General features: G+C 64.1%; 25 protein-coding genes and 1 pseudogene. 13 read left to right on the top strand and 13 right to left on the bottom strand.

Annotated features, from left to right (window positions below):
- Positions 1 to 12: 12 nt before the first annotated feature.
- Positions 13 to 2,415, top strand: a complete 2,403-nt coding sequence (locus EXN22_RS04680) for a heavy metal translocating P-type ATPase (protein WP_130262972.1) — start codon at positions 13 to 15, stop codon at positions 2,413 to 2,415.
- Positions 2,412 to 2,816, top strand: coding sequence for a Cu(I)-responsive transcriptional regulator (gene cueR / locus EXN22_RS04675; protein WP_038997336.1), 405 nt, complete (start codon positions 2,412 to 2,414; stop codon positions 2,814 to 2,816). Before EXN22_RS04680 ends, cueR begins: the two co-directional genes overlap by 4 nt.
- 6 nt (positions 2,817 to 2,822) lie before the next feature.
- Here the strand turns inward: cueR and EXN22_RS04670 are convergent, their stop codons facing one another.
- Entirely contained in the window at positions 2,823 to 3,716 is an 894-nt protein-coding gene (locus tag EXN22_RS04670) for a PA4780 family RIO1-like protein kinase (RefSeq protein ID WP_130262971.1), read from the bottom strand.
- 68 nt (positions 3,717 to 3,784) lie between these two features.
- Here EXN22_RS04670 and EXN22_RS04665 point away from each other — a divergent pair, with 68 nt between their 5' ends.
- Entirely contained in the window at positions 3,785 to 4,042 is a 258-nt protein-coding gene (locus EXN22_RS04665; RefSeq protein ID WP_130262970.1) for a hypothetical protein, read from the top strand.
- Between the two features lie 154 nt (positions 4,043 to 4,196).
- On the opposite strand, the gene EXN22_RS04660 is transcribed toward EXN22_RS04665, so the two are convergent.
- Complete coding sequence (locus EXN22_RS04660; protein WP_130262969.1) at positions 4,197 to 4,985, bottom strand: AraC family transcriptional regulator; 789 nt, start codon at positions 4,983 to 4,985, stop codon at positions 4,197 to 4,199.
- Between the two features lie 87 nt (positions 4,986 to 5,072).
- Between EXN22_RS04660 and EXN22_RS04655 the strand changes: the two genes are divergently transcribed.
- Positions 5,073 to 6,095, top strand: a complete 1,023-nt coding sequence (locus tag EXN22_RS04655) for a bile acid:sodium symporter family protein (protein ID WP_130262968.1) — start codon at positions 5,073 to 5,075, stop codon at positions 6,093 to 6,095.
- On the opposite strand, the gene EXN22_RS04650 is transcribed toward EXN22_RS04655, so the two are convergent.
- Positions 6,082 to 7,359, bottom strand: coding sequence for an acetyl-CoA C-acetyltransferase (locus EXN22_RS04650; protein WP_130262967.1), 1,278 nt, complete (start codon positions 7,357 to 7,359; stop codon positions 6,082 to 6,084). The genes EXN22_RS04655 and EXN22_RS04650 overlap by 14 nt on opposite strands.
- A gap of 116 nt (positions 7,360 to 7,475) precedes the next feature.
- Between EXN22_RS04650 and EXN22_RS04645 the strand changes: the two genes are divergently transcribed.
- From EXN22_RS04645 to EXN22_RS04615, 7 genes are all read left to right on the top strand, one after another.
- A complete protein-coding gene (locus EXN22_RS04645) occupies positions 7,476 to 8,828 on the top strand; it encodes a 3-oxoacyl-ACP reductase (RefSeq protein WP_130262966.1) in 1,353 nt (450 codons plus the stop codon).
- Position 8,829: 1 nt separating this feature from the next.
- Entirely contained in the window at positions 8,830 to 9,684 is an 855-nt protein-coding gene (locus EXN22_RS04640; RefSeq protein WP_130262965.1) for a MaoC family dehydratase, read from the top strand.
- A gap of 61 nt (positions 9,685 to 9,745) precedes the next feature.
- Positions 9,746 to 10,051, top strand: a complete 306-nt coding sequence (locus EXN22_RS04635; protein ID WP_130262964.1) for a MazG-like family protein — start codon at positions 9,746 to 9,748, stop codon at positions 10,049 to 10,051.
- Positions 10,048 to 10,797, top strand: a complete 750-nt coding sequence (locus EXN22_RS04630) for a methyltransferase domain-containing protein (RefSeq protein WP_130262963.1) — start codon at positions 10,048 to 10,050, stop codon at positions 10,795 to 10,797. Before EXN22_RS04635 ends, EXN22_RS04630 begins: the two co-directional genes overlap by 4 nt.
- Before the next feature lie 23 nt (positions 10,798 to 10,820).
- Entirely contained in the window at positions 10,821 to 11,456 is a 636-nt protein-coding gene (locus tag EXN22_RS04625) for a DUF4136 domain-containing protein (protein WP_130262962.1), read from the top strand.
- Between the two features lie 19 nt (positions 11,457 to 11,475).
- Positions 11,476 to 12,036, top strand: coding sequence for a DUF4136 domain-containing protein (locus EXN22_RS04620; protein WP_130262961.1), 561 nt, complete (start codon positions 11,476 to 11,478; stop codon positions 12,034 to 12,036).
- Positions 12,037 to 12,139: 103 nt separating this feature from the next.
- Positions 12,140 to 13,864: a pilus assembly protein TadG-related protein gene (locus EXN22_RS04615; RefSeq protein WP_130262960.1), complete on the top strand. Its 1,725-nt coding sequence runs from the start codon at positions 12,140 to 12,142 to the stop codon at positions 13,862 to 13,864.
- Here EXN22_RS04615 and EXN22_RS04610 read toward each other — a convergent pair.
- Both EXN22_RS04610 and EXN22_RS04605 read right to left on the bottom strand, forming a co-directional pair.
- Entirely contained in the window at positions 13,849 to 16,548 is a 2,700-nt protein-coding gene (locus EXN22_RS04610) for a PAS domain-containing sensor histidine kinase (RefSeq protein WP_130262959.1), read from the bottom strand. The genes EXN22_RS04615 and EXN22_RS04610 overlap by 16 nt on opposite strands.
- Positions 16,545 to 16,988 (bottom strand): TadE/TadG family type IV pilus assembly protein, encoded by a 444-nt coding sequence (locus tag EXN22_RS04605; protein ID WP_130262958.1) that lies wholly within the window; start codon positions 16,986 to 16,988, stop codon positions 16,545 to 16,547. Before EXN22_RS04605 ends, EXN22_RS04610 begins: the two co-directional genes overlap by 4 nt.
- 75 nt (positions 16,989 to 17,063) lie before the next feature.
- Here EXN22_RS04605 and EXN22_RS04600 point away from each other — a divergent pair.
- Positions 17,064 to 17,533: pseudogene (locus EXN22_RS04600) on the top strand (A24 family peptidase).
- Between the two features lie 136 nt (positions 17,534 to 17,669).
- Positions 17,670 to 18,452, top strand: a complete 783-nt coding sequence (locus EXN22_RS04595) for a response regulator transcription factor (RefSeq protein WP_218567660.1) — start codon at positions 17,670 to 17,672, stop codon at positions 18,450 to 18,452.
- Positions 18,453 to 18,462: 10 nt separating this feature from the next.
- Here EXN22_RS04595 and EXN22_RS04590 read toward each other — a convergent pair whose 3' ends face one another.
- From EXN22_RS04590 to cpaB, 8 genes are read right to left on the bottom strand one after another with little or no spacing between them, the layout of a single operon-like run.
- Positions 18,463 to 18,723, bottom strand: coding sequence for a DUF3613 domain-containing protein (locus tag EXN22_RS04590; RefSeq protein WP_130262956.1), 261 nt, complete (start codon positions 18,721 to 18,723; stop codon positions 18,463 to 18,465).
- Positions 18,724 to 18,730: 7 nt separating this feature from the next.
- The gene (locus tag EXN22_RS04585; RefSeq protein WP_130262955.1) at positions 18,731 to 19,447 is read right to left on the bottom strand and encodes a tetratricopeptide repeat protein; all 717 of its coding nucleotides are present in this window, start codon (positions 19,445 to 19,447) and stop codon (positions 18,731 to 18,733) included.
- A 13-nt stretch (positions 19,448 to 19,460) separates the two neighbouring features.
- Positions 19,461 to 20,348 carry a type II secretion system F family protein gene (locus EXN22_RS04580; protein ID WP_130262954.1) on the bottom strand — a complete coding sequence of 296 codons (888 nt, stop codon included), beginning with the start codon at positions 20,346 to 20,348 and terminating at the stop codon, positions 19,461 to 19,463.
- A gap of 1 nt (position 20,349) precedes the next feature.
- Complete coding sequence (locus tag EXN22_RS04575; RefSeq protein ID WP_130262953.1) at positions 20,350 to 21,231, bottom strand: type II secretion system F family protein; 882 nt, start codon at positions 21,229 to 21,231, stop codon at positions 20,350 to 20,352.
- Complete coding sequence (locus EXN22_RS04570) at positions 21,228 to 22,496, bottom strand: CpaF family protein (RefSeq protein ID WP_130266754.1); 1,269 nt, start codon at positions 22,494 to 22,496, stop codon at positions 21,228 to 21,230. The genes EXN22_RS04575 and EXN22_RS04570 overlap by 4 nt, the downstream gene beginning before the upstream one ends.
- Positions 22,493 to 23,683 carry a pilus assembly protein gene (locus EXN22_RS04565; RefSeq protein WP_130262952.1) on the bottom strand — a complete coding sequence of 397 codons (1,191 nt, stop codon included), beginning with the start codon at positions 23,681 to 23,683 and terminating at the stop codon, positions 22,493 to 22,495. The genes EXN22_RS04570 and EXN22_RS04565 overlap by 4 nt, the downstream gene beginning before the upstream one ends.
- On the bottom strand, positions 23,680 to 24,936 hold the full coding sequence (locus EXN22_RS04560; RefSeq protein WP_130262951.1) for a type II and III secretion system protein family protein: 1,257 nt from the start codon (positions 24,934 to 24,936) through the stop codon (positions 23,680 to 23,682). The genes EXN22_RS04565 and EXN22_RS04560 overlap by 4 nt, the downstream gene beginning before the upstream one ends.
- A 20-nt stretch (positions 24,937 to 24,956) precedes the next feature.
- Positions 24,957 to 25,886 (bottom strand): Flp pilus assembly protein CpaB, encoded by a 930-nt coding sequence (gene cpaB, locus EXN22_RS04555; RefSeq protein ID WP_130262950.1) that lies wholly within the window; start codon positions 25,884 to 25,886, stop codon positions 24,957 to 24,959.
- Between the last annotated feature and the right edge of the window lie 50 nt (positions 25,887 to 25,936).

Raw genomic sequence — 25,936 nt, 5'->3', positions numbered from 1 at the left:
GAGGAGTGCCCCATGTCCGCATCTACCACATTCGACCTGCCGATTGCCGGCATGACCTGCGCCAGCTGTGCTGGCCGGGTCGAGCGCGCCCTGCGCAAGGTCGTCGGTGCCGAACAGGTCAGTGTCAACCTGGCCACCGAACAGGCCCGGGTCCAGGCCCCGGCCGACAGCCTGCCGGCGCTGGTCGAAGCCGTTGAACAGGCCGGCTACAGCGTGCCATCCCAGACCCTGGAACTGCAGATCGGCGGCATGACCTGCGCCTCTTGCGCCGGGCGCGTCGAGCGTGCCTTGGCCAAGGTCCCGGGGGTGCAGCAGGTAACCGTCAATCTCGCCAATGAACGCGCCCACCTGCAGCTGTTTGGCCCGGTGGACAGCAGCGTGCTGATCGATGCTGTCAGCCGTGCCGGCTATTCTGCAAGCCTGCCGCAAAGTGCCAAGGTCAACCAGGCCGACGCTGAGCGCCGCCTGCACAAGGAGCGCTGGGCGGTGGCCCTGGCCGTACTGCTGGCCCTGCCGCTGGTGCTGCCCATGGTCCTGCAACCCTTTGGCATCCACTGGATGCTGCCGGCCTGGGCGCAGTTCGTCCTCGCCACACCGGTGCAGTTCATTCTCGGCGCGCGCTTCTATGTGGCTGCCTGGAAAGCCGTGCGCGCCGGCGCCGGCAACATGGACCTGCTGGTGGCCATTGGTACCAGCGCCGGCTACGGCCTGAGTATCTATGAATGGGCCACGGCCAGCGCCGGGGTCATGCCGCACCTGTACTTCGAAGCCTCGGCGGTGGTGATTGCCCTGATTCTGCTCGGCAAATACCTGGAAAGCCGGGCCAAGCGCCAGACCGCCAGTGCCATCCGCGCCCTCGAGGCGCTGCGCCCGGACCGTGCACTATTGCTGGTCGACGGTCAGGAACGTGATGTCGCCATCAGCGAACTGCGCCTGCACGACTTGGTGCTGGTCAAGCCCGGTGAGCGCTTCCCGGTCGACGGTGAAGTCGTCGAGGGCCAGAGCCATGCCGACGAAGCGCTGATCAGCGGTGAAAGCCTGCCGGTGCCAAAACAACCTGGCGACAAGGTCACCGGTGGCGCGATCAACGGTGAAGGCCGCCTGCTGGTGCGCACCCTGGCCCTGGGCACGGAAACCGTACTGGCGCGCATCATCCGCCTGGTCGAAGACGCCCAGGCCGCCAAGGCGCCGATCCAGAAGCTGGTCGACCGGGTCAGCCAGGTGTTCGTCCCGGCCGTGCTGGTGCTGGCGCTGATCACCCTGGTGGGCTGGTGGTTGAGCGGAGCACCGATTGAAACCGCACTGATCAACGCCGTCGCCGTGCTGGTCATTGCCTGCCCTTGCGCCCTGGGCCTGGCCACACCGACCGCGATCATGGCCGGCACCGGCGTCGCCGCCCGCCATGGCATCCTGATCAAGGACGCCGAAGCCCTGGAGCGCGCCCATGCGGTCAACCGTGTGGTGTTCGACAAGACCGGCACGCTGACCTCCGGTAGCCCGCGTATCGTCCACAGCCAGGCGTTGGCGGGCGAGCAGGCGCTACTGCTGCAATGGGCCGGTGCCCTGCAGCGCGGCAGCGAGCACCCGCTGGCCAAGGCGGTGCTCGATGCCTGTGAAGAGCAAGGCCTGGTAGTGGCCGATATCAGCAACAGCCAGTCGCTGACCGGACGCGGTATCGCCGGCAGCCTCGAGGGTCGCGAGTTGGCCCTGGGCAACCGTCGCCTGCTCGATGAAAGCGGCCTGCAACCCGGCGAGCTGGCCAGCAGCGCCCAGGCCTGGGAAGCCGAAGGCCGTACCCTGTCATGGTTGATCGAGCGCAGCCCGCAGCCACGGGTGCTGGGCCTGTTCGCCTTTGGTGACAGCCTCAAGCCCGGCGCCGGGCAAGCAGTACGGCAATTGGCCGGGCAAGGTATCAGTAGCCACCTGCTGACCGGCGACAACCGCGGCAGTGCCAAGGTGGTCGGTGAAGCCCTGGGCATCAGCGACGTGTACGCCGAAGTGTTGCCCGCCGACAAGGCCGCCACGGTTGCCACGCTCAAGCAGTCCGGTGTGGTCGCCATGGTCGGCGACGGCATCAACGATGCGCCAGCGCTGGCTGCCGCCGACATCGGCATCGCCATGGGTGGCGGCACCGACGTGGCCATGCAGGCCGCCGGCATCACCCTGATGCGCGGCGACCCGCGACTGGTGCCCGCCGCCCTGGAAATCAGCCGCAAGACCTACGCCAAGATCCGCCAGAACCTGTTCTGGGCGTTCATCTACAACCTGATCGGTATTCCGCTGGCCGCCTTCGGTATGCTCAATCCGGTACTGGCCGGTGCGGCCATGGCCCTGTCGAGTGTCAGCGTGGTCAGCAATGCGCTGTTGCTGAAAACCTGGAAACCCGCCACCCCGCCCGAGGACCAAGTCCCATGAATATCGGCCAGGCTGCCCGTCGCTCGGGCCTGAGTGCGAAAATGATCCGTTACTACGAGTCGATCGGCCTGCTCAAGCCTGCCCTGCGCAGCGACAGTGGATATCGCCTGTACCAGCAGGACGACCTGCACCAACTGGCGTTCATCAAGCGCTCGCGGGACCTGGGCTTTTCCCTGGAAGAAGTCGCCCGCCTGCTGACCCTGTGGCAGGACCGCCAGCGCGCCAGCGCCGACGTCAAGGCCCTGGCCAGCCAGCACATTGACGACCTCAACCGGCGGATCGAGGAGTTGGTGAGTTTGCGCGACACCTTGAGCGAGCTGGTCGCTCACTGCCAGGGCGACGACCGCCCCGACTGCCCGATCCTCAAGGACCTGGCAGCCGGCGGCAGTTGCTGTCACTGACGAGGTTTACTGCAGCCAAGGCGGCGCTGGCTCCTCGTCCCTGACCGTGCCCCGTTCGGCGTCGGCCTTCGCCGCACGCCGACGGGCGTCATCAATGCGCGCAGCGTCGATCTCGCGCATTACCCCATCCACGTCAGCGCTGTGCTCGTCATCGGCGAACACCCCGCTCAGCGGGCTTTCCGGCAGCAGTTTGCCTGCCTGGTACAGGGCCCACATCTCGCGGGCATAGCGCGTCTGTTTGAGCTCCGGGGCAAAGCGCCCGAAATAGGCAGCCATGTTGCCGACATCGCGCTCGAGCATACTGAATGCATGGTTGTTGCCCGCGGCGTCCACGGCTTGCGGCAGATCGATGATGACCGGACCATCGGGGCCAAGCAGCACGTTGAACTCCGACAGGTCGCCATGGACCAGCCCCGTGCAAAGCATCAGCACGATCTGACGAATCACGAAAGCGTGGTACTCCCGGGCCTGCTCAGGCTCCAGGTGCACGTCGTTCAGGCGTGGCGCGGCATCACCGTGCTCATCGGCCACCAACTCCATGAGCAGCACGCCATCGAGGAAGTCATAAGGCTTGGGCACCCGTACACCGGCATTGGCCAGGCGGAACAAGGCTGCCACTTCGGCGTTCTGCCAGGCGTCTTCGGCCTCTTTGCGGCCGAACTTGGAGCCCTTGGCCATGGCTCGGGCCTGGCGGCTGTTGCGCACCTTGCGGCCTTCCTGGTACTCGGCGGCCTGGCGGAAACTGCGCTTGTTGGCTTCTTTGTAGACCTTGGCGCACCGTAGCTCCCGACCGCAGCGGACCACATACACTGCAGCCTCCTTGCCACTCATCAGCGGTCGCAGTACCTCGTCGACCAGTCCATCTTCAACCAGCGGTTCAATGCGTTTTGGAGTCTTCATCGGTTTTTTTCGGGGGTCCTGTCTGGCCAAACACGTGATTGTTATAGGTCACAGGTCCGAGAACCTGCGTGTCGCTGAAGCAGACCGTACTGCGTTGTAACGGCTATCTGCCTGACTTGCCATTCTTTTTCTGGCTCGAGGCGACCAATCGGTCACAAAAATCGCCAATCGCCAATAAATACGGGGCAGCGCCCGCAAGTAACACTTTATTTCCGGAGCACACGGCGGATGTAGTCTGCAGCAGACTCGTACGTTTACAAGAAAAATTCTGGGCCTTTGCCGTAATCGCCGCCTTGCCGGTGATTCTGGTCGCCACCCTGAAGTAAGGTTTTTTGCGGTCTTGAGATCGAGCGCCGCCCGCGCGGCGCATCGCGGGTCAAGCCCGCTCCCACATTTGTTGCAACGTGCCATGGTCTGTGAGGGCGGCGTTGTCAGCCTGGTGCCAGGCGAGAGAGCGTGTTTAGACCGAAAACCTGACGGCTACAAGCGCAGCTCGCCGGGGGTGAAGCCGAACAGGCCCTTGAACGCAGCAATATAGGCCGAAGTGGAGTCGTAACCGCAGCCCAGCGCGGCTTCGGTCACACTCTGCCCGGCCTCCAGAGCCGTCAACGACGACAACAGGCGCATACGCTGGCGCCAGCTGCGAAAGCTCAAGCCGGTTTCACGCAGAAACAGGCGGCTCAGGGTTTTCTCCGAGGTGTTCAGGTGCTGGGCCCATTGCCCAAGGGTTTGCGCCTGTTCAGGGTGGGCGAGCAACGCGTTGCACAATTGCAGCAAGCGCGGTTGCTGTGGCAACGGCAGCGAAAACCCCACCTGTGGCAGAGCCTGCAACTGGTCGAGCAACACCGCCACCAGCCGCGCCTCGGCGCTGTCGCCTTCAGGATAAGTCACCGCCAGCAAGCAGAACTGCTTGATCAGCTCGCGGGCCAGCGGTGTTACTTCCAGCACCCGGCATTGCGCCGGCGCCCAGCTGGCCTCTTCGCGACGCACATACAGGCTACGCATCTCGGCCTGCATCGAGGTCACCACCTCATGCTCGACCCCGGCGGGAATCCACACGCCCCACTGTGGCGGGGCGAAGTAGCTGCCGTCGGCGGTATAGACCCCGAGCACGCCGCTGATCGCATAGGAGAACTGCGCCCAGTCATGCTGATGGCGCGGCGTCCACGAACCGGCACCGAGGCTTTCGGCGCGGGCATACAGAGGCCTGGGCAAGCGCTGCAGTTGCGGAATCGCCCGGGCCGAGGGTTGTTGTCCGTTACTCGGCATCAGTTGGCCTTATGTCGCAAGACGGTAAATACCTGCCGAGCGTAGCCTCTGGGCTCAATGAATACAAAATGATTCGCAGGCCCGCCTATGCAAGCGCTCCAACACCTCAAACGCGTGGTAACCGACTGGTTTCTGTGCGGCATGTTCCTGGCCACCTTCCTCGCCTGGCTGTTTCCCCAGTTCGGCCGCAGCGGTGGCGCCATGCACGCTGACGTGGTGATCAATGTCGGTGTGTTCCTGGTGTTTTTCCTGCACGGCATCAACCTGTCCAGCGAGCAGATCGGTCACGGCCTGAAAAACTGGCGCCTGCACCTGATGGTCCAGGGCTTCACCTTCATGGTCTTTCCCCTGCTGTGGTGGCTGGGCAATAAAGTACTCGCAAGCCAGTTGCCAGCGCTGCTGATGCTCGGTTTCTTCTATCTCTGCGCCCTGCCCTCGACCATCTCCTCGTCGGTGGCGCTGACCGGCAGTGCTGGCGGCAACGTGCCGGCGGCGATCCTCAACGCCAGCCTGTCCAGCGTACTCGGCATCTTCCTCACCCCCTGGCTGGTCAGCCTGGTGGTTGGCAGTGGCAGCGACGGCATCGACCTGGGCGCCACCCTGCTTGATCTCTGCGCCTTGTTGCTGCTGCCTCTGGTGCTTGGCCAACTGCTGCGGCCCTGGTTCGGGCGCTTCTTTACCCGGCACAAGCGCTACACCAATGTTGTGGATAAGTTGGTGATCCTGCTGCTGGTGTATGCGGCGTTCTGCAACTCGATGGTCTCGGGGATGTGGCAGCAGCAAGGCGGTTCGGTGATCGCCATTGCTTTGGTTGGCAGCGCCCTGTTGCTGGCGCTGATCCTGCTGCTCACCACCCGCAGTGCCCGGGCGCTGCACTTCAGCCCGGCGGACGAAGTGGCTGCGGTATTTTGCGCCAGCAAGAAATCCCTGGCCGCAGGTGCGCCAATGGCCGCGCTGATTTTCGGGGCACACCCGGGGTTGGGGCTGATCCTGCTGCCGATCATGATCTACCACCCGCTGCAACTGATCGTCTGCTCGATTATGGCCGAGCACTACGCCAATCGCCCGGCCCCGCTGCTCAGTCAGCCCGCGCCGGTCAACGCTCGATGATCGCCGTCACGCCCTGACCGCCAGCGGCGCAGATGGAGATCAGGCCACGGCCCTTGCCGGCACTGGCCAGCAACTTGGCCATGTTGGCCAGAATGCGCCCGCCGGTTGCCGCAAAGGGATGCCCGGCGGCCAATGAACTGCCTTTGACGTTGAGTTTGCTGCGGTCGATCGACCCCAAAGGCGCCTCCAGGCCCAGGCGGCTTTTGCAGTACTCGGGGTCTTCCCAGGCCTTGAGGGTGCACAGCACCTGCGCGGCGAAAGCTTCGTGGATCTCGTAATAGTCGAAGTCCTGCAGGGTCAGGCCATTGCGGGCCAACAACCGCGGTACCGCGTAGGCCGGCGCCATCAACAGCCCTTCGTGACCTTTGACGAAATCCACCGCAGCCGTTTCGCCATCGACCAGGTAGGCCAGCACCGGCAAGCCCCGCTCGCGGGCCCAGTCTTCGCTGCCCAGCAGCACCACTGAAGCGCCGTCGGTGAGCGGGGTTGAGTTGCCCGGGGTCAGCGTACCTTTGTCGCTGCGTTCGAACACCGGCTTGAGGCTGGCGAGCTTCTCCAGGGTCAGCTCGGGGCGCAGGTTGTTGTCGCGGGTCAGGCCCATGAAGGGGGTCAGCAGGTCGTCATGCCAGCCGTCGGCAAAGGACGCCGCCAGGTTGTGGTGACTGAGCAGGGCCAGTTGGTCCTGATCCTGTCGCGCGATGTGCCAGGTCTGCGCCATCAGCTCGCAGTGCTGGCCCATGGACAGGCCCGTGCGCGCTTCACCATTGCGCGGCAACTCTGGTTTCAGATGCCCGGGGCGCAGGCGCAAAAAGGCCTTGAGTTTATCGGCGGTGGTGCTCGCCCGGTTGGCCTGGAGCAGGATCTGGCGCAGCCCTTCACTGACCGCGATGGGGGCATCGGAGGTGCTGTCGACACCCCCGGCGATGCCGCTGTCGATCTGCCCCAGGGCAATCTTGTTGGCCACCAGCAGCGCCGTTTCCAGCCCCGTGCCACAGGCCAGTTGCACATCATAGGCCGGTGTTTGCGGGGACAATCGCGAACCGAGCACGCTTTCACGGCTGATGTTCATGTCACGCGAATGCTTGAGCACAGCCCCGCCCACCACTTCGCCCAAGCGCAAGCCGTGCAAACCGTAGCGCTCGATAAGCCCTTCGAGGGCAGCAGTGAACATCACCTGGTTGCTGGCCTTGGCATAGGGGCCGTTGGAGCGGGAGAAAGGAATCCGATTACCGCCGATGATCGCGACCCGGCGCAATGAGCGCATACGTAACTTCCTCTTTCACGAAACGGTCCGCTACAGAGTAGGTGTTTTTTCCCCGGGCGAACGACCAATGGCCAATCATGGTCCACACTTTGAAGCTATTTCAGGGAGAACCGCATATGAGCGACCGCTATATCGACTTCGCCAACTCCGACCTTGGCCGCCGCCTGGTAGGCGCCGTCGGCCTGCCCAGCCCGGCCCGTCTGGAACGCTGGGCGGCCGGTCGCCTGCGGCCGATCGAGGGTGCTCTGTTGCTGGGCGGCGGGCCACTGGCCAGGACCATTGAACGCTTCGCCAAACGCCTCACCGACGAGCTCTACAGCTTTGCCAGCCCAGAGCTTGAAGCCAGCGAGTGGGTGGCCGGGCTTGGGCCGAAACTCAAGGCGGTGGTGTTCGACGCCAGCGAACTGGACGATATCGACCAGCTCAAGCAATTGCGCGAGTTCTTCCAGCCATTGTTGCGCAGCCTGGCCCCGAGCGCGCACCTGGTCATTCTCGGCCGCGCTCCGGAGCAGCTCGACGACCCGCTGGCGCGCGTCGCCCAGCGCGCCCTCGAAGGCTTCAGCCGCTCCCTGGCCAAGGAACTGCGCGCCGGCGGCACCTTGCAACTGCTGTATGTCAGCGAAGCGGCGCAAGACCAGCTCGAAGGCGCCTTGCGTTTCTTTCTGTCGCCTAAAAGTGCCTTCATCTCTGGCCAGGTACTGCGCCTGGAAGCCTGCGGCACCGTGGTCCAGGACTGGAGCCGGCCACTGGCCGGGCGCAAAGCGCTGGTCACCGGTGCGGCCCGGGGCATCGGTGCGGCGATTGCCGAAACCCTGGCCCGCGATGGCGCCGAGGTGATCCTCTTGGATGTGCCCCAGGCCAAGGCCGACCTCGAGGCGCTGGCCGCACGTCTGGGCGGTCGAAGCCTGGCCCTGGACATCTGCGCCGCCGATGCTCCGGCGCAACTGCTCGAAGGCCTGCCCGAAGGTATCGACATCGTCGTGCACAACGCCGGCATCACCCGGGACAAGACCCTCGCCAACATGACCCCGGAGTTCTGGGATTCGGTGCTCGCAGTCAACCTCAAGGCCCCGCAACTCTTGACCCAGGCACTGTTCGACAGCGGCGCCCTGCACGACAACGCACGCATCGTTCTGCTCGCCTCGATCAGCGGCATCGCCGGCAACCGCGGCCAGGCCAACTACGCCGCCAGCAAAGCCGGGCTGATCGGCCTGGCCCAGGCCTGGGCGCCAAAGCTGGCCGAGCGCGGCGCCAGCATCAATGCCGTGGCCCCCGGTTTCATCGAAACCCGCATGACTGCGGCCATCCCCTTCGCCCTGCGCGAAGCCGGCCGGCGCATGAGCTCACTGGGCCAGGGCGGCCTGCCCGAGGACGTCGCCGAAGCGGTGGCCTGGTTGGCGCAACCGGGCAGCGGTGCGGTCAATGGCCAGGTGCTGCGGGTCTGCGGTCAAGCCGTGATGGGGGCATGAGATGACGCGCAAATGGATCGAGGTGAGCCGTACTGCGGCACTCTCCGGGCTGTACCTGCGCGCCGCGCGCAAACGCAAGATCAGTGGCGACAGCCTGCCCAATAGCGGTTTGCGCTGCCAGCTGAGCGTCGATGCGCAGCAGTTGCAGGCATACCGCAAGCTCTGCCATTTCAGCGATGACGCAGCGCTGCCGACGACCTTTCCCCACGTCATGGCCTTCGCCCTGCAGATGCAGTTGCTGACAGCCGCCGACTTTCCCTTCCCGCTGCTGGGGATGGTGCACCTGCACAACCGCATTCGCGTACTGCGCCCGCTGGGCGGCATCAGCCGCCTGCGCTTCAGCGTGCATGTGGATAACCTGCAACCCCATGAAAAAGGCGCCACCTGCGACCTCGTCACCGAAGCCGAAGACGGTCTGGGCCTGCTCTGGTCCGAGACCAGCCGCATGCTCTGCCGGGGCCTGAAACTCGCTGGCGAACCGCCCGCAACCGAAGCGCCTGAAGCCCTGCCCTTGAGCGAACTGACGCGCTGGTACGCCGACAGCGATATCGGCCGGCGGTACGCCAAGGTCTGCGGCGACTACAACCCGATCCACCTGAGCGCCGCCAGCGCCAGGCTGTTCGGCTTCCCCACCGCCATTGCCCATGGCATGTGGAGCAAGGCCATGGCCCTGGCAGCGATGCGCAGCCACCTGCCGGTCAGTGGCTATGAGATCGAGGTGAGCTTCCTTAAACCGGTGCGCCTGCCCAGCGAGGTGATCCTCAATGCAAGCCCAGCTGCGGCCGAGGGCCAGTTGCAGCTCGACGGCCACGGGGAGCTGGTGCACATGCGCGGCGCCTGGCGCCCCTTGAGCTGACAGTGCCCTCTTGCGTTGCGACGGCGCCCGCCTGAAGCTATACCGCTTGAGGAGAGCCCTGATGAACCTGCAAGAACTGACCCAACGCCTGCACCACATCCGCGACAGCAATGACTGGCGCGGATTCCACAGCCCGAAAAACCTGGCCATGGCCGCCAGCGTCGAGATGGCCGAACTGGTGGAAATCTTCCAGTGGCTGAGCGAAGACCAGTCGCGCCAATTGCCACCCGAGCAACTGGAGCACGCCGGCCAGGAAGTCGGCGACATCGTCCTCTACCTGTTGTTGCTGTGCAGCGAACTGGGCCTGGACATGGAGCAGGTGGTGAACAGCAAACTGGCCGACAGCGAAAGGCGTTTTGGCAAATGAACGACCGTCATTTCGATGAACTGGCCACCCGCTTTGCCGAAAAAATCTACGGTGGCGCCAAGGGTGCGATCCGCCTGGCGGTGTTGCAGGCCGACCTCGCCGAAGCCTTGCCCGATCGCCCGCTGCGTGTCCTGGATATCGGCGCCGGCCTGGGCCACATGTCGCTGTGGCTGGCCCAGCGCGGGCACCAGGTGACCCTGGCCGAGCCTGCCGCACCGATGCTCGAAGGCGCCCGCGAGCGCTTTGCCGACGCCGGCCAGCAGGCCACGTTCATCCAGGCGCCCTGGCAGGAGCTGCTCGGCCAGCTGACCGAACCCTACGACCTGGTGCTGTGCCATGCAGTACTGGAATGGCTGGCCGAACCCGAGACCATCCTGCCGGTACTGCATCAGTTGACCCGCACCGACGGCCTGCTTTCGCTGGCGTTCTACAACCGTGACGCGCTGGTGTATCGCAACCTGCTCAAGGGCCATTTCCGCAAGTTGCGCAGCAATGAACTGGCCGGTGAAAAGCAGAGCCTGACCCCGCAAAAACCACTTGATCCACGCACGCTCAAGGCGCAACTTGAAGACTTGTGGCAGGTCGAAAGTGAAAGTGGCGTGCGGGTATTCCACGACTACATGCCGCGTGATTTCCAGGCCAAGGCCGAACTGCACGACCTGCTGGAAATGGAACTGGCACATCGTCGTCACCCAGCCTTTGCCGGGCTGGGCCGCTACCTGCACTGGATCTGTCGACCGCGCTGAACCATGCCCGCCGGGAGGGTGACATGCCGTACCGTTTGACCCTGGGCCTGCTCTGCCTGACCCTGGCCGCCTGCCAGGGCAGCAACCCTTATGTCGCCAGCTCCCGGCCATTGCCAGCGGCGCCGCCACACGCGGCCAACAGCTTCGATGCCAGCGCTTACCCCGCAGCCCCCCGCGACTACGGGCGCTATCGCAGTTGGGCCTGGCGCAACGACCAATTGCCGGCAGGCAGCAGCTATGCCGAACCTGCGCAACTGGCCGACGCGGTGAGCAATGCTCTGGACCAGCGTGGCCTGCGCCCGGCCCGCAACGGCCAGGCAGGCGACCTGCTGGTCAGTGCCGACCTGCGCCTGGAGCGGCGCTTGCGTCAGGTCCGCGAAGACGCTTACCCCTACGACAACTACCCCTACGGCGCGTATGGTGGCTACGGCAGTTACGGTCGTTACCACAACGGCTACGGGGTGTACGGCAGCGTGCCGCTGGTGCGCACCTACGAAGTCGAAGTGATGGTGGTGCGCGTCGACCTGTACGACGCCCGCGACGGCCAACCGGTGTGGAGCGCCAGCGCCGAGACCGCCAGCCAGGACTCCCAGGGCAAGCGCGCCGATGCCCTGCGCGAATCGGTGCAAAAAGCGCTGGCCAGCTATCCTCCCAGCTAAAGGTAAACGGAGAACCACCATGTTGCAGCGTCTCGCTTTACTCTCGCTCCTGTTGTTGCTCGGTGCTTGCCAGAGCAACAACGTCACCCAGGACTTCGATGCCAGCCGCGACTTTGCCGCCTACCGTAGCTGGGTCTGGCAGGAGCCAGGGTTGCAGTACCGTCCGGACGATCCGCGGATCAAGAGCGACCTCACCGAGCAACGCATCCGCCAGGCCGTGGCCAACCAGCTCGATCAACGCGGCCTGCGCCCGGCCCAGGGCAACAGCCGCGGTGACCTGAAGGTCCAGGCCTACCTGATCGTCGAGAATCGCCAGCAACAGGTGACCACCAACTATGGCGGCGCCTGGGGTGGGTACTGGGGCGGCTACTGGGGTGGGCCGATGTACAACGAAACCCGCAGTGTCGACTACAAGGTGGCAACCATTCAGGTCGACCTGTTCGACGGTCGCGACGGCAAGCTGGTGTGGCGCGGCAGCGCCGAACAGATCATGAACAACTACCCGCCAAGCCCGCAGGAACGCAACTCAGCGATCAACGACACCGTCGCCAAACTGATGGCCAACTACCCGCCACGCTAAGCCTCGCGTGCCAGTCGCCATACCGGCGACTGGCCATTATCTTGGCTACACTCCTTGGCACTGCTGCTGCCCCGCGCGGCCAACGGCCGGCAAAGGAGTGCTCGTGTCCTCTCGCTTTCCAGCACGGCAACGTGGCGCCATCGGCTTGATCGCCGCCCTGACCCTGGGCATGGCGTTACTGTTCGTGCTGATGGTGGTCGACAGCGGACGCTTGTTTCTGGAACAACGCAAACTGCAACGGGTAGCCGACATGGCGGCGCTGGAAGCCGTCAACGGCAAGGGCACCTGCCTGCCCAGCGGTCCTGGCGCCCAGGCACTGGCCAGCCGCGCCGCAACGCGCAATGACCACCCGCCCGGCGGCAACCGCAGCCTGCAAGTGGAATGCGGCAGCCTGCAGACCGGCGCAGGTAGCTTGCGGCAATTCAGCGTCGATGCCAGCAAGGCCGATGCGATCCGCGTGACAGCCGGCCTTACCCTGGACACCAGCCTTGCCGCCGGCATCCGCTCGCTGGTGGCCTCTGCCACCTTTGACCCCACCACCCGCCTCAGTGCCCAGGCCACCGCAGCCCAGCCCGGGCCGCCGCTGGCGCGCCTGAACATTCGCAGCACCTTGCTCAATATCGACTCTTCACGCTCGGCGCTGCTCAACTCATTGATGAGCAGCCTGCTCGGCGGCCAGGTCAACTTGAGCCTGGCCCAGTGGCAAGGCTTGTTGCAGGCCAACGTCAACCTGCTCAACTACCTCGACGCCCTGGCGATCAAGGCTCAGGTCAGCGCGGGCAACTACACCGAGCTGCTGAGCAAGACCCTCAATGTCGGCGAGGCCCTCGAGGTCATGGCCAAGGTAGCGGCGCAGAACAATCCGCTGGTGGATGTCAGCGGCCTGGCCCAGCTCAGTGTCCTGGCCCAGAATGCCGGAGGCATCGTCCTCGGCGATTTGCTCGATATCCACAATGGCGGCAGCAGTGCCGGGCTGGATGCAAAGTTGCAGGCCCTGCAACTGGTCCAGGGCATGGTGCAACTGGCCAACAGCGCCCATGGCGCCGAAGTCACCCTGCCGGTCAGCCTGCTGGGCCTGGCCAACATCTCGACCCGAATCAAGATCATCGAACCGCCGCAGTTTTCCGCAGTGGGCAATCCGGCCAAAGCCACGGCAAACCCGAAAGATCCCGAACAGATCTATGTACGCACTGCCCAGACACGCATCCTGATCAAGCTCGACCTGGGCCCGTTGCTGGGTGGTCTGAACCTGGGGATCATCCAGGTTTTGCCAAACCCCAGCCTCGATCTGGGCCTGGAAGTCGCCAGCGCCAGCAGTCACGTCACCGGCTACAACTGCGCCTCGGCCGCCAGCAAGAGCCTGACCGTGCGCAACGAGGCCGCGGCGGTCAAGGTGCTGATCGGCACGATCAACAGCAACAACTTCTTCTCTTCAAAAAGCCCGGTCGATGCCAGCCCGCTGGTGCTGCTCAGCGTGTTGGGCATCGACATAGGCCTGGGCGCCAACTCACCCGTGTTCAGCCAGAACGAGTCCTTCACCTACCTCAAGCCGCCGGAGCTGGAACAGGACTCGGCCAATCACCTGCTCAGCTCGAAAAACATCGTTGCCAGTGTCCGCGCCACCCTTGAAGGCCTGGAGCTGACGCCGCAGATTCCGCTGGTCAGCCTGCTGCTCAATACCGTTTCAGGGCTGATCGGCAGTTTGCTCGGTTCCCTGCTCGACCCGATCATCAACAACCTGCTGACCTTGCTGGGCATCGACCTGAACCAGGTGGAGATTGGCGCCAACCTCAGCTGTCACAGCGGGCGCGCTCAGCTGATGATCTGAGCCAGCGGCAAGGCGATGCAGAACCGCGCGCCCTGCTCGCCATTCTCGACACTCAGACAACCGCCCATGCTCTCGATGATGCCGTAGCTCACCGACAGCCCAAGGCCGGTACCAACACCTACTGGCTTGGTGGTGAAGAACGGCTCGAAGATGCGCTCGAGCAACCGCGGCTCGATACCGCCGCCGTTGTCCTCGATCAACAGGCGCACTTGCTGCGCATCCTGCTCCTGGCGCAGGGCGATCCAGGGCTGCAGTTCGCGCGAGTGCTCGCGGCGGGCCAGCAAGGCATCGCGGGCATTGACCATGAGGTTGATCAACACCTGCTCCAGCTGGTCCTGATGCCCGAATACCGGCACGCCTTGCTCCGGCGCCTGCACGCGTAGCTCCACACCCTTGCCGCGCAAGCCGTCAGCCAGCAACGACAAGGCGCCGTCCACCGCCTGCCAGGGTTCGAACAACTGCTGTTCAAGCTCCGAGCGTCGGCCGAACACACGCATGTGATCGACCACCCGGGAGGCGCGTAGTACCTGGGCATCGATACGTTTGAGCTTGTCTTGCAGGTAGTCGGCCTGAACATCACCGTTTTCCAGGCGCTTGAGCGTATTGACCACGGCCATGCGCATGACGTTGAGCGGCTGGTTGATCTCATGGGCAAGGCCGGTGGCCATTTCCCCGAGCGTGGCCATTTTCGCGCTCTGCAGCAGTTGCTGCTGGGTACGCCGGACTTGCGTGTTGTCGCGGCCCACCGCCTGGATTTCCTGCAGTTGCCCCTGCTCGTCGAACAATCCGCGATCAGACCACACCCACCAGGCATGCTCACGCCCCGGCAGCTGCAGGCAGATTTCGGCGCTGCTGACCGGCTGCTGCGGGGTCAAGCCTGCCAGACGCTCGACGAAGGCCTGGCGCTGGGCCTCGGACAACCACTGGCCAAGGTTCAGGCCGGCCAGTTGCGCCGCCGTACATTCCAGGTAATCGGCCAATGGCTGGTTGCCGAACACCAGGCTAAGGTCCGGTCGGTAGCGACAGATCATCGCTGGCGAATCCTCGACCAGCACACGGTAGCGCTCCTCGCTGCGGCGCACTTTCTCACTCGCTTCGGTCGCCTCGCTGATGTCCAGCCAGATCCCCACCACCTCGACCGGCAAGCCCAGGTCGTCACGCAGCAAACGCGCTTCATCGAGTACCCAGTGATAGCCCCCGTGCTGATCACGCAGGCGGTAGCGACTGCGGCTCTGACCTTCGCGCAGCAGCGTGCGGGTACGCTCCAGCCACAGCGGCTGGTCATCGGAGTGCAGCCACTGGCCAGGCTGCAGTGCCTCGTCCGCCAAAGGCGGCCAGCCGAGCATCGGTTGCAGGCTGGCGCTGAAGAACTCGGCCAGCAACGCGCCCTCGTGGTAGCGCTGGATATAGATCACGGCCGGTGAACTGGCGATCAGGTTTTCCAGGCGCGCCTGGGCGGCGCTGGCCTGCAGCTGTTGCACCTTGATATCGCTGATGTCGAGCATGAAGCCCTGGACCCGCCGCTGGCCACCACTGCCATGTACTTGGCCACACACGCGGTACCAGCGCGGCGACGCACTGCTGCTGTGATCCAGCAGGCGCAGGCTCAACTGCAAGGCACAGCCCTGGCGCTGCAGCTCGCCAAAGGCCAGTTGCGCCGCCTCGCGGTCGGCCGGGTGCACGCGGCTCAGCCATTGATTGACGGTCAGCGCGCAGGGTATGCCCAGGCTGCTGGCCAGTGCCGGGTCCAGGTGCACGTGCGGATCATCCAGACGCCATTGCCACCAGCCGGCCCCCAATTGCAGTTGCAGGCTGTCCAGTCGCTCGCTCTGTTGCTGTAGCTGATGAGCGACCAGGCGAGCGAGCAGCGGCTCGATGAACGCTGCCGCAACCAACAGGGCATCGGCAGGTTGCAGCACCTCCTGCGCTTCGATACAGATCAGCCAGGCCTGGTTGACCTGCCCTTGGGCATAGCCCAGCAGGTGCACAGACAATCCCGGCAACAGGGATTGCAACCCAGGCTCGGCGTCACTGCAAAGCATGCTGGCGGGCAGTTGGCGGTCCAGCAACGGGGCAAACTGCTCATCCCCCAGCCATTGCAAAGCATCGCCGCTGCTGGCGTAGGTCTGCCAGCCCTGCTCGGTTTGCACCAGCAAGCGCGCGCCCCTGGCACGCCAATGGCGTTGCAACCAGTTGAGCTGTTCTTCGGCCACCGCAGGCAAGTGTTCGATGCTGCACCCACGCAAGGCACACGCCAGGTGCGCGGTCAGGTGCTGCTGACGCTCGGCGGCCAGAGCCTGCTGGCGATGCTGCAGCAGGTCGCCGATATCGAACAACTGCAGCAACCAGCCTCCCTGTTGCGCCAGAAGCCAGCCGCGAGTATGCAAGGTATGGCCGCCAGCTGCCTTGAAGTCCAGCTCCAGCAGTTGCCCCTGCCAATCCGCCGGCTCGCCTTCAAGGGCCAGCAGGCTATAGGGCTGTACATAATCGTGCAGGCGCACGCCGGTCTGGGGCACCAGCGCCAGCGCCGCCCGCAAGGGACCGGCCAGGCGCAGCACTCGGCCGGCATCATCGAGCCACAGTTGCAGGCCCACCGCTGGCACGTCGGCCGCTGGCAGCAGGGGCACCTCGGCTGGCGTGGCACGCCCACGCCAGCGCTCGAACAGGCCCTGACCGCCGCTCACAGCTGCAGGCTCGCTTCGGCCTTGAGGCTCTCGGGCAAGCGCGGGACCTCACCGATACCCGGCAGGTCCAGCACCGGTAATACCGAGGTCAACTTGGCCTTGGCGTAATCGATCTTCACCGTCAGCAGTTTGCCGGGGCTGAGCGTGACACTGGCATCGCTGTTGACCTGGAAGTTCAACGACGCGGGCATCCACGCCAGCTGCTCACCGAGCACGCGCTTGGCCAGGGTGTTGACGTCAGCGTTGTAGGTTGCGCTGGCGGGGTCCAGGGCCACGCAACGGCGCACCGCTTCGCTGCTGGCCTGGTTGAACGATTGCAGCATCAGCATGGGCAAGCCGTAGCTGAGTACCCCGTAGAACACCGCGAAGAAGATCACGAAGACCATGACAAACTCGAGGGCTGCCGCGCCTTTTTGCTGCTTGCACAGGCTTGCTTTCATGATCGCGTCTACCCTGACAGTGACACCTGAAAGACAGCATAGAATCATTCACCACAAAGGGATGGCCTTTCGCCAATGCAAAGCATTGTTCTGTTGCTGTGGCTTGCCTTGTGCTCTGAACAAGATCTGCGCGAACGCCAGATCGCCAATACCCTGACCCTCGGCGCTGCCGCCTGCGCCCTGGCCTATCTGTTCGTTACCGGGCACACCTGGATAGGCGCCGACGCCAGTGAAGGTGGCTGGGCGCTGGCTTTGGTCATGCTGCTGACCCTGCCCGGCTATTTGCTCGGTCGTCTGGGCGCCGGCGACGTGAAACTGCTCGGGGCCCTGGCCCTGGCCACGGATCGCATGCACCTGCTGGGCACCTTTATCGGCGCCGGGGTGGCCGTCGTGGCCTGGCTGCTCAGCCGTCGTTGGTTGTGGTCCCTGTTAAGTCAGAAGGTTAAGAACCGTCTGAAGCAGTTGAGCGAAGAGTCGTCAAAAAAACAGCCCTTTGCCCCTTCCTGTTAGTCGGCTTCTTGTTGGCGGCCGTCTGGATTCATTAGTGGAATGACGTGAATAAAAGGGTGTACAAACCTTGTACATAGTCAAAAAGTGCGGCTATTTTCTAGGGTGCCGGGAATGGATCCAGGCTCAGCCTGGTACCGGTTACCTGAAGGCGAACAGAACAGGGAGTTGCGAGTGAACAAGCCAGTCAGTGAGCTCAAGGTGCTGGTCGTGGACGACCAGCCATTGATCGTCGAAGAGTTATGCGAGTTTCTCCAGAACAGTGGTTACCAGTGCGTGCCCTGCCAGTCCAGTACCCAGGCCATTGAACAGTTCAGCGCCGATCAGGAGATCGCCCTGGTGGTGTGCGACCTGCACATGCCCGACTGCGATGGCATCGAGTTGATGCGAGCGCTCAAGGCCATTGCCGGGTCACATCGGCTGTTCGAGGCCATCATGCTCACCGGGCGCGCCGACAAGCAGGATGTGATCCGCGCACTGCGCGAGGGTTTTGCCGACTACTACCAGAAACCCGTCGACCTGCAAGAGCTGCTCGAAGGCGTGCAACGCCAGGAAGTCGCTGTGCTTGAACGTCGCAAGAGCTACCAGCACCTGGGTGACCTGAACCAGAAGCTGCAGTTTCTCGCCGAATCGATCGACGACCTTTACCAGGACCTGGACAAAGCCCGCGGGCTCGGCGCACATCGGCGTGCTACCGACGTCGAGCCCGAAGCGCCCGACGATCAGATACCAGCCCTGTTCGACAAGCTTTCACCGCGCCAACTGGACGTAGCGCGGCTGGTCAGCAAGGGTAAGACCAACTACCAGATTGCCTGCGAGCTGGGCATCACCGAGAACACCGTCAAGCTTTACGTGTCGCAGGTGCTGCGCCTGACCCACATGCACAACCGCACCCAACTGGCCCTGGCGCTGTCCCCCGGCGCCTCTGTCCTGCACCAGCGAATCACGGCGCACTGAGTGCGCCTTGTCATTTGTTGGAAGAGCTGACCTTCTCCCAGCGGTAGAAGTCCGGGATCACATACTTGTAGCTGTCCAGCCAGCGCTGCATGCTCTGGTCACGCTCTTTGGGCGTGGCCGTCTGCGGGATCTTCGACGCCTCCAGGTTACGTGCCTGCAACTGCAGCCAGGCCTCGGTGGTCTGCTGGGCCTTGGACGAAGGCCCGGCTTCCAATGCCAGGGCCGTTAACGGCAGTACACTTAAAGCAAGCAGAAGCAGTGATCTGTGCATGGCGACCTCACTGTTGGCGGACGTTGGTATCCATGGGCTTCACCACAGCAACCTGGGCCGTTCTGCCGGCAGGTTGCTTCAACTGCTCGGCACGTGCCCGGGCTTCGCTGAACTGCGCCGGGGTCAGGTGCAAGCGGCTGACCAGGTCGGCGGCCTGTTGAAACCTGTCCTGGTACAGCAACAGGCTCACCAGGTTGACGGCCGCCAGGGTGTTGTTGTCCTTGAGTTCGATGGCGGTGAGGAACTCGAAGCGCGCCTGTTCGACATTACCGAGGTTGAGGTAAACCACGCCCAGGTCGTTACGCACCTTTTCATCGGTCGGCGCCAGGCGTACCGCCCGCAGCAGGTGGCGTTGAGCCTGGATATTGTCACCGCGAGCCGCCGCCAATTGCCCTAGCCCGTGCTCACCCTCGGCGGCCAGGCAGCCACCGAGCAGGCTGCGGTACAGCGGCTCGGCCTCGCTGCGCCCCAACAGGCGCGACACTTTTGCCTTGCGCAAGCGTACTTCGGCCATGTTCGCCGGCAAGGCTTCAAGATGCGCCAGGCTCGCATGCGGACGCCCCTCGGCGAGCATTTCGTCGGCCATGCTCAGGGCCAGTTGCTGGGTCGAGTCGGGCTTGGCACAACTGGCCGACACGCCGGGCAAGGCCAACCAGGGTCCCTCCCCTGGCGTCGCACAACCGCCGAGCAGCATCAGACCCATGACCACCATGACTGCTTTCATGCATTGCCTCCCTTCATGAACCCAATGCCCTGCCCAAGGCACTCAGGCCGGGACCGGCCAGCACAATCAGCAAGGCCGGAAACAGAAACACCATCATCACCATCGACATCTTCCCGGACATCTTCGAGATTCGCTCCTGCAGGTGTGTCAGGCGACGGTCATCGAGCAGTTGCTTGAGCGCCAGCAGCGACTTCATCGCGCCCCCGCCCTGGGTCAGCAGTTGCTGAAGAATCACGCAGGTGTCGCTGAACTCATCGACACCCAGCCGTTGCGCGGTTTTCTCAAGCTCCGGGGCCAAGGCCAGGCCCGAGTCAACCCGCACCAGGATGGTCCGCAATTCCTCACTCAACACCGGCAACAATTTTCGCGACTCCTGGCTCAGTACCCGCAGGGCCTGCTCAACCGCAAGGCCCGACTCGAAGAGAATCCGCAGCAAGGGGATGAAGGTCGAGACTTCGCGAGCGATCTGTTGCTGCCGACGCCCGGCGGCCAGCGCCAGCAGGCGTTTGGGCAACAGATAGCCCGCGCCCATGGCGCATATAGGCAACACCAGCCAGGGCACCTGGCTGGTGTGATACAGCGTCTGCTGCATCGCCACGCCCAAACCAAGGGCCAGCAATGGCACGCCGATCTGACAGGTGGCGAACACCGCGCGTTGCCGGCTGCGCCGCCAGCCAATGCGATCGAGCAGCAGGCGGGTCTCGCCGTCCAGGTTCAGCGCACGCTGGCCCAGACGGCTGCTGCCGACCTGCTGCAGCCAGTTGCCCAGGCGATTTTCATCGCCCAACCGGCCCTGCAGGCGCAAGGCAACCAGGCGCTGACGACGACGCTCGCGCAGCAACTGGCCGACCAACAAGGCAAAGGCGGCGAACAACAACAGGGCACAGAGCAGCAAGGCCATTTCAGATACTCCGCAACATGCGCCACAACACCAGACAGCCCACCATCTGCAGGACAAACGCCCCGAGCAGCAGGAACTGACCGTTACTGTCCTGCCACATCGCCAACAAATAGTTGGGGTTGCTGATCAGAAAGTAGCCGGCCATGCCCACCGGCAACAGGCCCAGAACGGTCGCGGTCATGCGTGTCTCACCGGTCATGGCGCGCAACTGGCGGCTACCCTGTTCGCGCTCGCGGATCAGCTTGATCAGGTTCTCCAGCAACTCGCTGGCGTTGCCGCCATAGCGATGATTGATACGCAGGCCCAAGGCGAACAGGCGCAGTTCGTCCTGTTCGTACAACTCGGCCAGGTCGCTCATTGCATCGTCCAGGCTGATGCCCATCTGCACATTGCGCCGCACCCGCTGCAATGCCCCGTGCAACGGGTCACGCGCAGCATCGATGGCACCAAGCACGGCGTCGCTCAAGGTTCGTCCGGCCTTGAGGCTGCGCACACTGTGATCAAGCAAGACCGGCAACTGCTCGATCATCCGCTGCACCCTGCGACGATAACGCCAGCCCAGGTACAGCCAGGTCAGCACAGGCGCCAGCAGCAACAACCCGAGGCCCGCCGCCCAGCCCAGAAGCCGGCCACCGAGCAGCGCGATCAGGGCACTGCCCAGCATCCACACCAGCAGCACATCCTTGCCCCGCTCGATACCGGCACGCTGCAGCCGGCGCTCCAGCCAGTCGCGGCCAGCGGGCGACAGCACCGGGCTGTCCTGGATCTGGCCAAGACGCTGGAGCACGCGCTCTTCGCCTGACTTGCGCATACCGCTGTAGAACAAGCCCGCCGACACCCCCAGCAACGCCAGGCAGACCAGGCCCAACACTACGGCGATCACGACTGCGGCTCCGAATGGTCCCGGCGCAATTTGTCCCCGGCCGGGTTCGGCGCCTCACGCAGAAAACCATCGCCGTTGCGCCGGTCAAGGCGAAACAGGGTGTTGGTGACATACACGTCATCACGCACCCCAACCACCTCCAGCACTTCACTGACACAGCGGCGGCCATCGGCCAGGCGGGTCAGTTGTATGACCACGTCCAGCGCCGCGCAGATCATCTGCCGCAGGGTTTTCTCGGCCACCTGGCGGCCGGTCAGGCCCACCAGGGTTTCCAGGCGCAGCAAGGCATCCTGGGCGGTGTTGGCATGCACGGTACTCATCGAGCCGTCATGACCGGTGTTCATCGCGGTGAGCACATCGAGCACTTCGACGCCACGAATCTCGCCGAGCAGGATGCGGTCGGGGCGCATCCGCAAGGCGTTGCGAATCAGCTCGCTGGCCTTGATCTCGCCATGCCCTTCGGCGTTCGGCGGGCGGGTCTCCAGGCGTACCACATGCGGGTGGTCGAGTTGCAGTTCGGCCACATCCTCGATGGTCACCAGCCGCTCATGGGGGGTGATCAACTGGCTGAGAATATTCAGCATCGTGGTCTTGCCAGTGCCGGTACCGCCACTGACGAGAATGTTGCAGCGCCGGGCGACAGCCAGCTGGATGAAATCGAGCATGCCTTGGTCGATGGTGCGAGTGGCCAGCAGGTCGGCACTCTTGAGCATGTCCTTGCGAAACTTGCGGATCGACAGGCACGGCCCGTCCAGCGCCACCGGCGGGATGATGGCATTGACCCGGCTGCCGTCAGGCATGCGCGCATCGACCATCGGCGAGGACTCATCCAGGCGCCTGCCCAGGGGCGCAAGAATCCGCTGCATGACCCGCTCGACATGGTGGGCATCGATAAAGCGCAAGTCGGTTTGTTGCAGCAGGCCGGCCCGCTCGATGAACACCCGGTGCGGGCCGTTGACCAGGATTTCGGTGACGCTGGCATCGCGCAGCAACACCTCCAGCGGGCCAAACCCGGTCAGTTCGTCGACGATTTCCTCGGCCAGGCGCTCCATCTCGTAACGCGACAGGGCCAGGTGCAGTCGAGCGATATAGTCACCCACCTGCTCCACCACAAACTGCGCCAGCGCCGGGCGCGAGCCTTCGAGCAGGTTGCGCCCGCTGTCTTCGATGGCATCGATGATATAGCGATGCAGGGCGCGCTTGAGCCCCTGCGGATCAGCGCCCAGGTTATGCCGGGGGCCGCCGAACAGCTCGTCGCCGCTCACTTGTGCGCCCACAGGCGGTTGAACCAGTTGGCGCTGGCTGGCGGCTTGTTCTCGGAGCGCCGTGCCAGGCGTTCACCCAGTGCCTTGAGGTGTTGAGTGAGCTCTTCGCGTGGAGCCAGTTCGAACAGGGTCAGGCCTTGGTTCTTGGCGTTCATGCGCACCTGCGGGCTGTAAGGCAGCACCCGCAAAACAGGTAAGGCGTAACGCTTGCCCAGGGCTTCGGAATCCGGTGCAACGCCACGCAGGTAACGGTCCACCAACAGGCTCGCGTGCTCGAGTTTCATGCCCTTCTCGCGCCACTGGGTCAGCACTTCAAGGTTACGCCGGCAATCGAGCACGTTCTGGTCGGTGTACCAGATCAGCTTGTCGCAGTGGCTGACGAACGTCCGCAAGGCTTCGCTGTCAGCCTGCCCGGTAAGGTTCACGACAATGTGCTGAAAATGCTGGCGCAGGGCGCTGAGCAGCATGTACAGCTCGGCGGCGCTGGTACGCTCCAGAGGCTCGTCGCTCTCGGCGTACGCCAGCAAGCGCAGGCCCGAACCTTCACGGGTGAAAGCACTGTCGATCAGGGTGTTATCCAGGCGACGCAGGTGGCGCAGGGCGTCACCGAAATGAAACGAGGCCTCCAGGCCAAGCAAGGCCAGACTGTCACCGCGCGGCAGGCCAAGGTCCAACAGCAAGGTTTGCTGGCCACTGGTCTGCACCACCCGCGCCATATGCGTGGTCAACAAGGCGCCATCGGCGGCCGACTGCGCCCCATACAGTACGGTAAGCCCGCCCAGGCTGGGGTTGCTGGCCACCGGTGGCAGGCGCTTGCTCAAACGCCGCACCAGGCCGGCAACTTCGCTTGAGCGTGAACCATAAGCCACGAAATCCCGCGCGCCGGCGCGCATGGCATTGAGCACCAACTGGTTGTCCATCCCGTCGCCCAGGGCAACGATGGCCAGCATCGGTTTGGCTTCCAGCACGCCCTCGATCAGAGCGCACTGATTGATCACCTGCTCGCGGTCCAGGCCGACGAACACCAGGTTGGCAAAGGTGACATCGACCAGCGCAAGCAATTCGTCGAGGCTGCCATTGCCGGCGCCGACCACCTGCCCCAGGGGCGCCAACGCCCCTTGCAACCACTGCAGGTCAGCGGTGTCGCGGGTGATGGCGAGGAAGGTCTGGCTCAGGCTTTCACTCATTGGGATAACCCGCTGCGACCTTCGAAGTCGCCGTTCTCCAGGAAAAACAAGCGCCCCCAGCTCGGGTCGAAGGTGCGTAAGCCTTCACCCGGCAGCGACGGCAACTGGGCATCGGCAGCCAGTGGCTGAACCAGATGCGGTGTGACGATCATCAGCAGTTCGGTTTCATCACGCACCAATGCCGACTGGCGAAAGAACGCACCAAGCACCGGAATGTTGCCCAGGCCCGGAAACTTGTCGACCGCCGAACGTGTCTGGCTGCTGATCAAGCCGCTGATGACGAAGCTTTCGCCATCGGCCAGGGAAATACTCGTATCGGTGCGCCGAACGGTCAGGCCCGGCACCAAGGTCCCGGCGATGTTCACCGCCTTGTTGTAGTCCAGTTCGCTGACTTCCGGAGCGACCTTGAGGGTAATGCGATTACGGCTGACCACGGTCGGCGATAGCGCCAAGCGAATACCGAACTCCTTGTACTCGATCGAGACGTTGTCGCTGCCACTGCTGGGTACCGGAATGGGGATCTCGCCACCGGCCAGAAAGCTGGCCGTCAGGCCACTGAGCACCACCAGGCTGGGGCGCGCCAGGGTGTAGGCAAAACCGCTGTTCTCCAGGGCATTGATCGCCGCCAGAAAGCGACTGCTACCGCCGCCCCAGATGATGTTGAACACACCGTTGTCCAGGGGAATGTTCGGCATGCCAGGCAAGGTAGGCACCTGGCCCGGGCTTACGGAGGTGTTCGGGACCGCGCCAGGGGAGCCGATCAAGGTGTTGTTCGAGCCCTTGAAGAACAACCGCGCCCCTGCCTCCTTGTACTTGGTGCGATTGACTTCAACGAAACGGATATCGGCCTGCACCTGGCTGGGCAGCAGTGGGTCCTCGGACGGCGGCCGCGCACTTTCAGCCATCTCGGTGCTGGCCACGCCCTTGATAAATAACATCGCCTGGCGCGGTGCCTGGGCGCAGGCGGTCCAGAGCATCAGGCTGGTGGCACCGGGGCCGACCGCCGTGAGTATCACGCCGTCATCACCACTGGCGTGCACATCGGCAATCTTCGGGTCGCCAATGGCTACCCGGGTGATCGCCACCGGCAAACGCAGCTCTTGCTGCAGGCCTTGATCGATTTCGATCACCGCAGGCATTTGCCCAAGCGTCGCGCAGCCCTTGGGCGCTGCCAGCGCCTTGGGCAGCAGCGGTGCACAGCACAACAGGACACAGAGTACCTGCTTGATCACCCGCTCGGAACGACTGCTCATTGAAGGGCATCCTTGCTTGGTCAGGGGGTTGGCGGGTTGGCTTGACTGCCGCGAATAATCTCCATGCCACGCGGCTGCGCGGCGCTGGCCAATGGTTGAACGGTGGGGGCCTGGGCCAATTGGCTGAAACGATAGAGTTGGCGATTGGCGCTTTCGATTTCCTTGCCACTGCTATTGGGGTCAGCCCAGTAGCGGGCCAGGCGCTGCTCTTCGGCACTGCGTACTGCCAGGCGCAAACTGCCGGCTCCAGCGGCAAGCAGCAAGCGGCTGGCCAATGCTTCGGGCACCGCAAGCACGACCGTACGCAGGGTGTTGGCCGGTTGTGGCGAGCGGTTTTTTTCATCCACCGGCGCCTGCACCGGCTGGCCGTCATTGCTCAGCCCCAACTGCTCGCCGACACTGAGCAGACGCAATGCGGGGAGCACCACTTGGGCTGAAGCTTGCGGATTACTGATGGTTTCGCGCAAAAACAGCAAGACATCCACATAGTCCCCCGGGCTCAGCTGCCCGGCAGCACCAATAACCTCGTCCACCGCCACCGCCACCGCCCGTTCATGGGGGTGGATCATCCGTGCCAGCGGGCCACCTGCTTCGAAGCTGTTCTGCGCAAGCCAGGTACCAGCACTCAAGGCCCGCCAACTGCTGCGGCCGATCACTTGGTCGAGGCTCTGGAAACTGCCGGCCGGAGCCACCTGCAAACGCTCGAGCAGCAGATCTTCGGCGGTAAGTGGCACCGCGGCGGCAACATCGCGACGCAGCACCACCACCGGCGTGCGCAACTCGTCAACCGCCTCTGCCGCGACGTGGCTGACCGGCGAGAGTGCGGGAGCGGCAATAGGTGTGGCGGGCGGCTCGCTCGGTGGCTGGCTCAGGACCAGGCCCCAGTAGCCGGCCAGCACTGCACCGAGCAGAAAGAAGCCCGCGAGGATGATGGTAATGCGACTGCTCATGCCGGCCCTCCCTCTCCCCACGCTGTCCTTCGGCCCTTTTGTGAGAGGGC

This window comes from Pseudomonas tructae (genome assembly GCF_004214895.1).
Taxonomy (GTDB): Bacteria; Pseudomonadota; Gammaproteobacteria; order Pseudomonadales; family Pseudomonadaceae; genus Aquipseudomonas; species Aquipseudomonas tructae.
The sequence above is the reverse complement of the archived record's forward strand: the minus strand, read 5'-3'. Positions and strand labels throughout refer to the sequence as shown.

Bases quoted from the DNA above. Each gene is read 5' to 3' on its own strand.
- EXN22_RS04680 (WP_130262972.1), top strand. From the start codon at position 13: ATGTCCGCATCTACCACATTCGACCTGCCGATTGCCGGCATGACCTGC.
- cueR (WP_038997336.1), top strand. From the start codon at position 2,412: ATGAATATCGGCCAGGCTGCCCGTCGCTCGGGCCTGAGTGCGAAAATG.
- EXN22_RS04670 (WP_130262971.1), bottom strand. From the start codon at position 3,716: ATGAAGACTCCAAAACGCATTGAACCGCTGGTTGAAGATGGACTGGTC.
- EXN22_RS04660 (WP_130262969.1), bottom strand. From the start codon at position 4,985: ATGCCGAGTAACGGACAACAACCCTCGGCCCGGGCGATTCCGCAACTG.
- EXN22_RS04655 (WP_130262968.1), top strand. From the start codon at position 5,073: ATGCAAGCGCTCCAACACCTCAAACGCGTGGTAACCGACTGGTTTCTG.
- EXN22_RS04650 (WP_130262967.1), bottom strand. From the start codon at position 7,359: ATGCGCTCATTGCGCCGGGTCGCGATCATCGGCGGTAATCGGATTCCT.
- EXN22_RS04645 (WP_130262966.1), top strand. From the start codon at position 7,476: ATGAGCGACCGCTATATCGACTTCGCCAACTCCGACCTTGGCCGCCGC.
- EXN22_RS04640 (WP_130262965.1), top strand. From the start codon at position 8,830: ATGACGCGCAAATGGATCGAGGTGAGCCGTACTGCGGCACTCTCCGGG.
- EXN22_RS04635 (WP_130262964.1), top strand. From the start codon at position 9,746: ATGAACCTGCAAGAACTGACCCAACGCCTGCACCACATCCGCGACAGC.
- EXN22_RS04630 (WP_130262963.1), top strand. From the start codon at position 10,048: ATGAACGACCGTCATTTCGATGAACTGGCCACCCGCTTTGCCGAAAAA.
- EXN22_RS04625 (WP_130262962.1), top strand. From the start codon at position 10,821: ATGCCGTACCGTTTGACCCTGGGCCTGCTCTGCCTGACCCTGGCCGCC.
- EXN22_RS04620 (WP_130262961.1), top strand. From the start codon at position 11,476: ATGTTGCAGCGTCTCGCTTTACTCTCGCTCCTGTTGTTGCTCGGTGCT.
- EXN22_RS04605 (WP_130262958.1), bottom strand. From the start codon at position 16,988: ATGAAAGCAAGCCTGTGCAAGCAGCAAAAAGGCGCGGCAGCCCTCGAG.
- EXN22_RS04590 (WP_130262956.1), bottom strand. From the start codon at position 18,723: ATGCACAGATCACTGCTTCTGCTTGCTTTAAGTGTACTGCCGTTAACG.
- EXN22_RS04585 (WP_130262955.1), bottom strand. From the start codon at position 19,447: ATGAAAGCAGTCATGGTGGTCATGGGTCTGATGCTGCTCGGCGGTTGT.
- EXN22_RS04580 (WP_130262954.1), bottom strand. From the start codon at position 20,348: ATGGCCTTGCTGCTCTGTGCCCTGTTGTTGTTCGCCGCCTTTGCCTTG.
- EXN22_RS04565 (WP_130262952.1), bottom strand. From the start codon at position 23,683: ATGAGTGAAAGCCTGAGCCAGACCTTCCTCGCCATCACCCGCGACACC.
- EXN22_RS04560 (WP_130262951.1), bottom strand. From the start codon at position 24,936: ATGAGCAGTCGTTCCGAGCGGGTGATCAAGCAGGTACTCTGTGTCCTG.
- cpaB (WP_130262950.1), bottom strand. From the start codon at position 25,886: ATGAGCAGTCGCATTACCATCATCCTCGCGGGCTTCTTTCTGCTCGGT.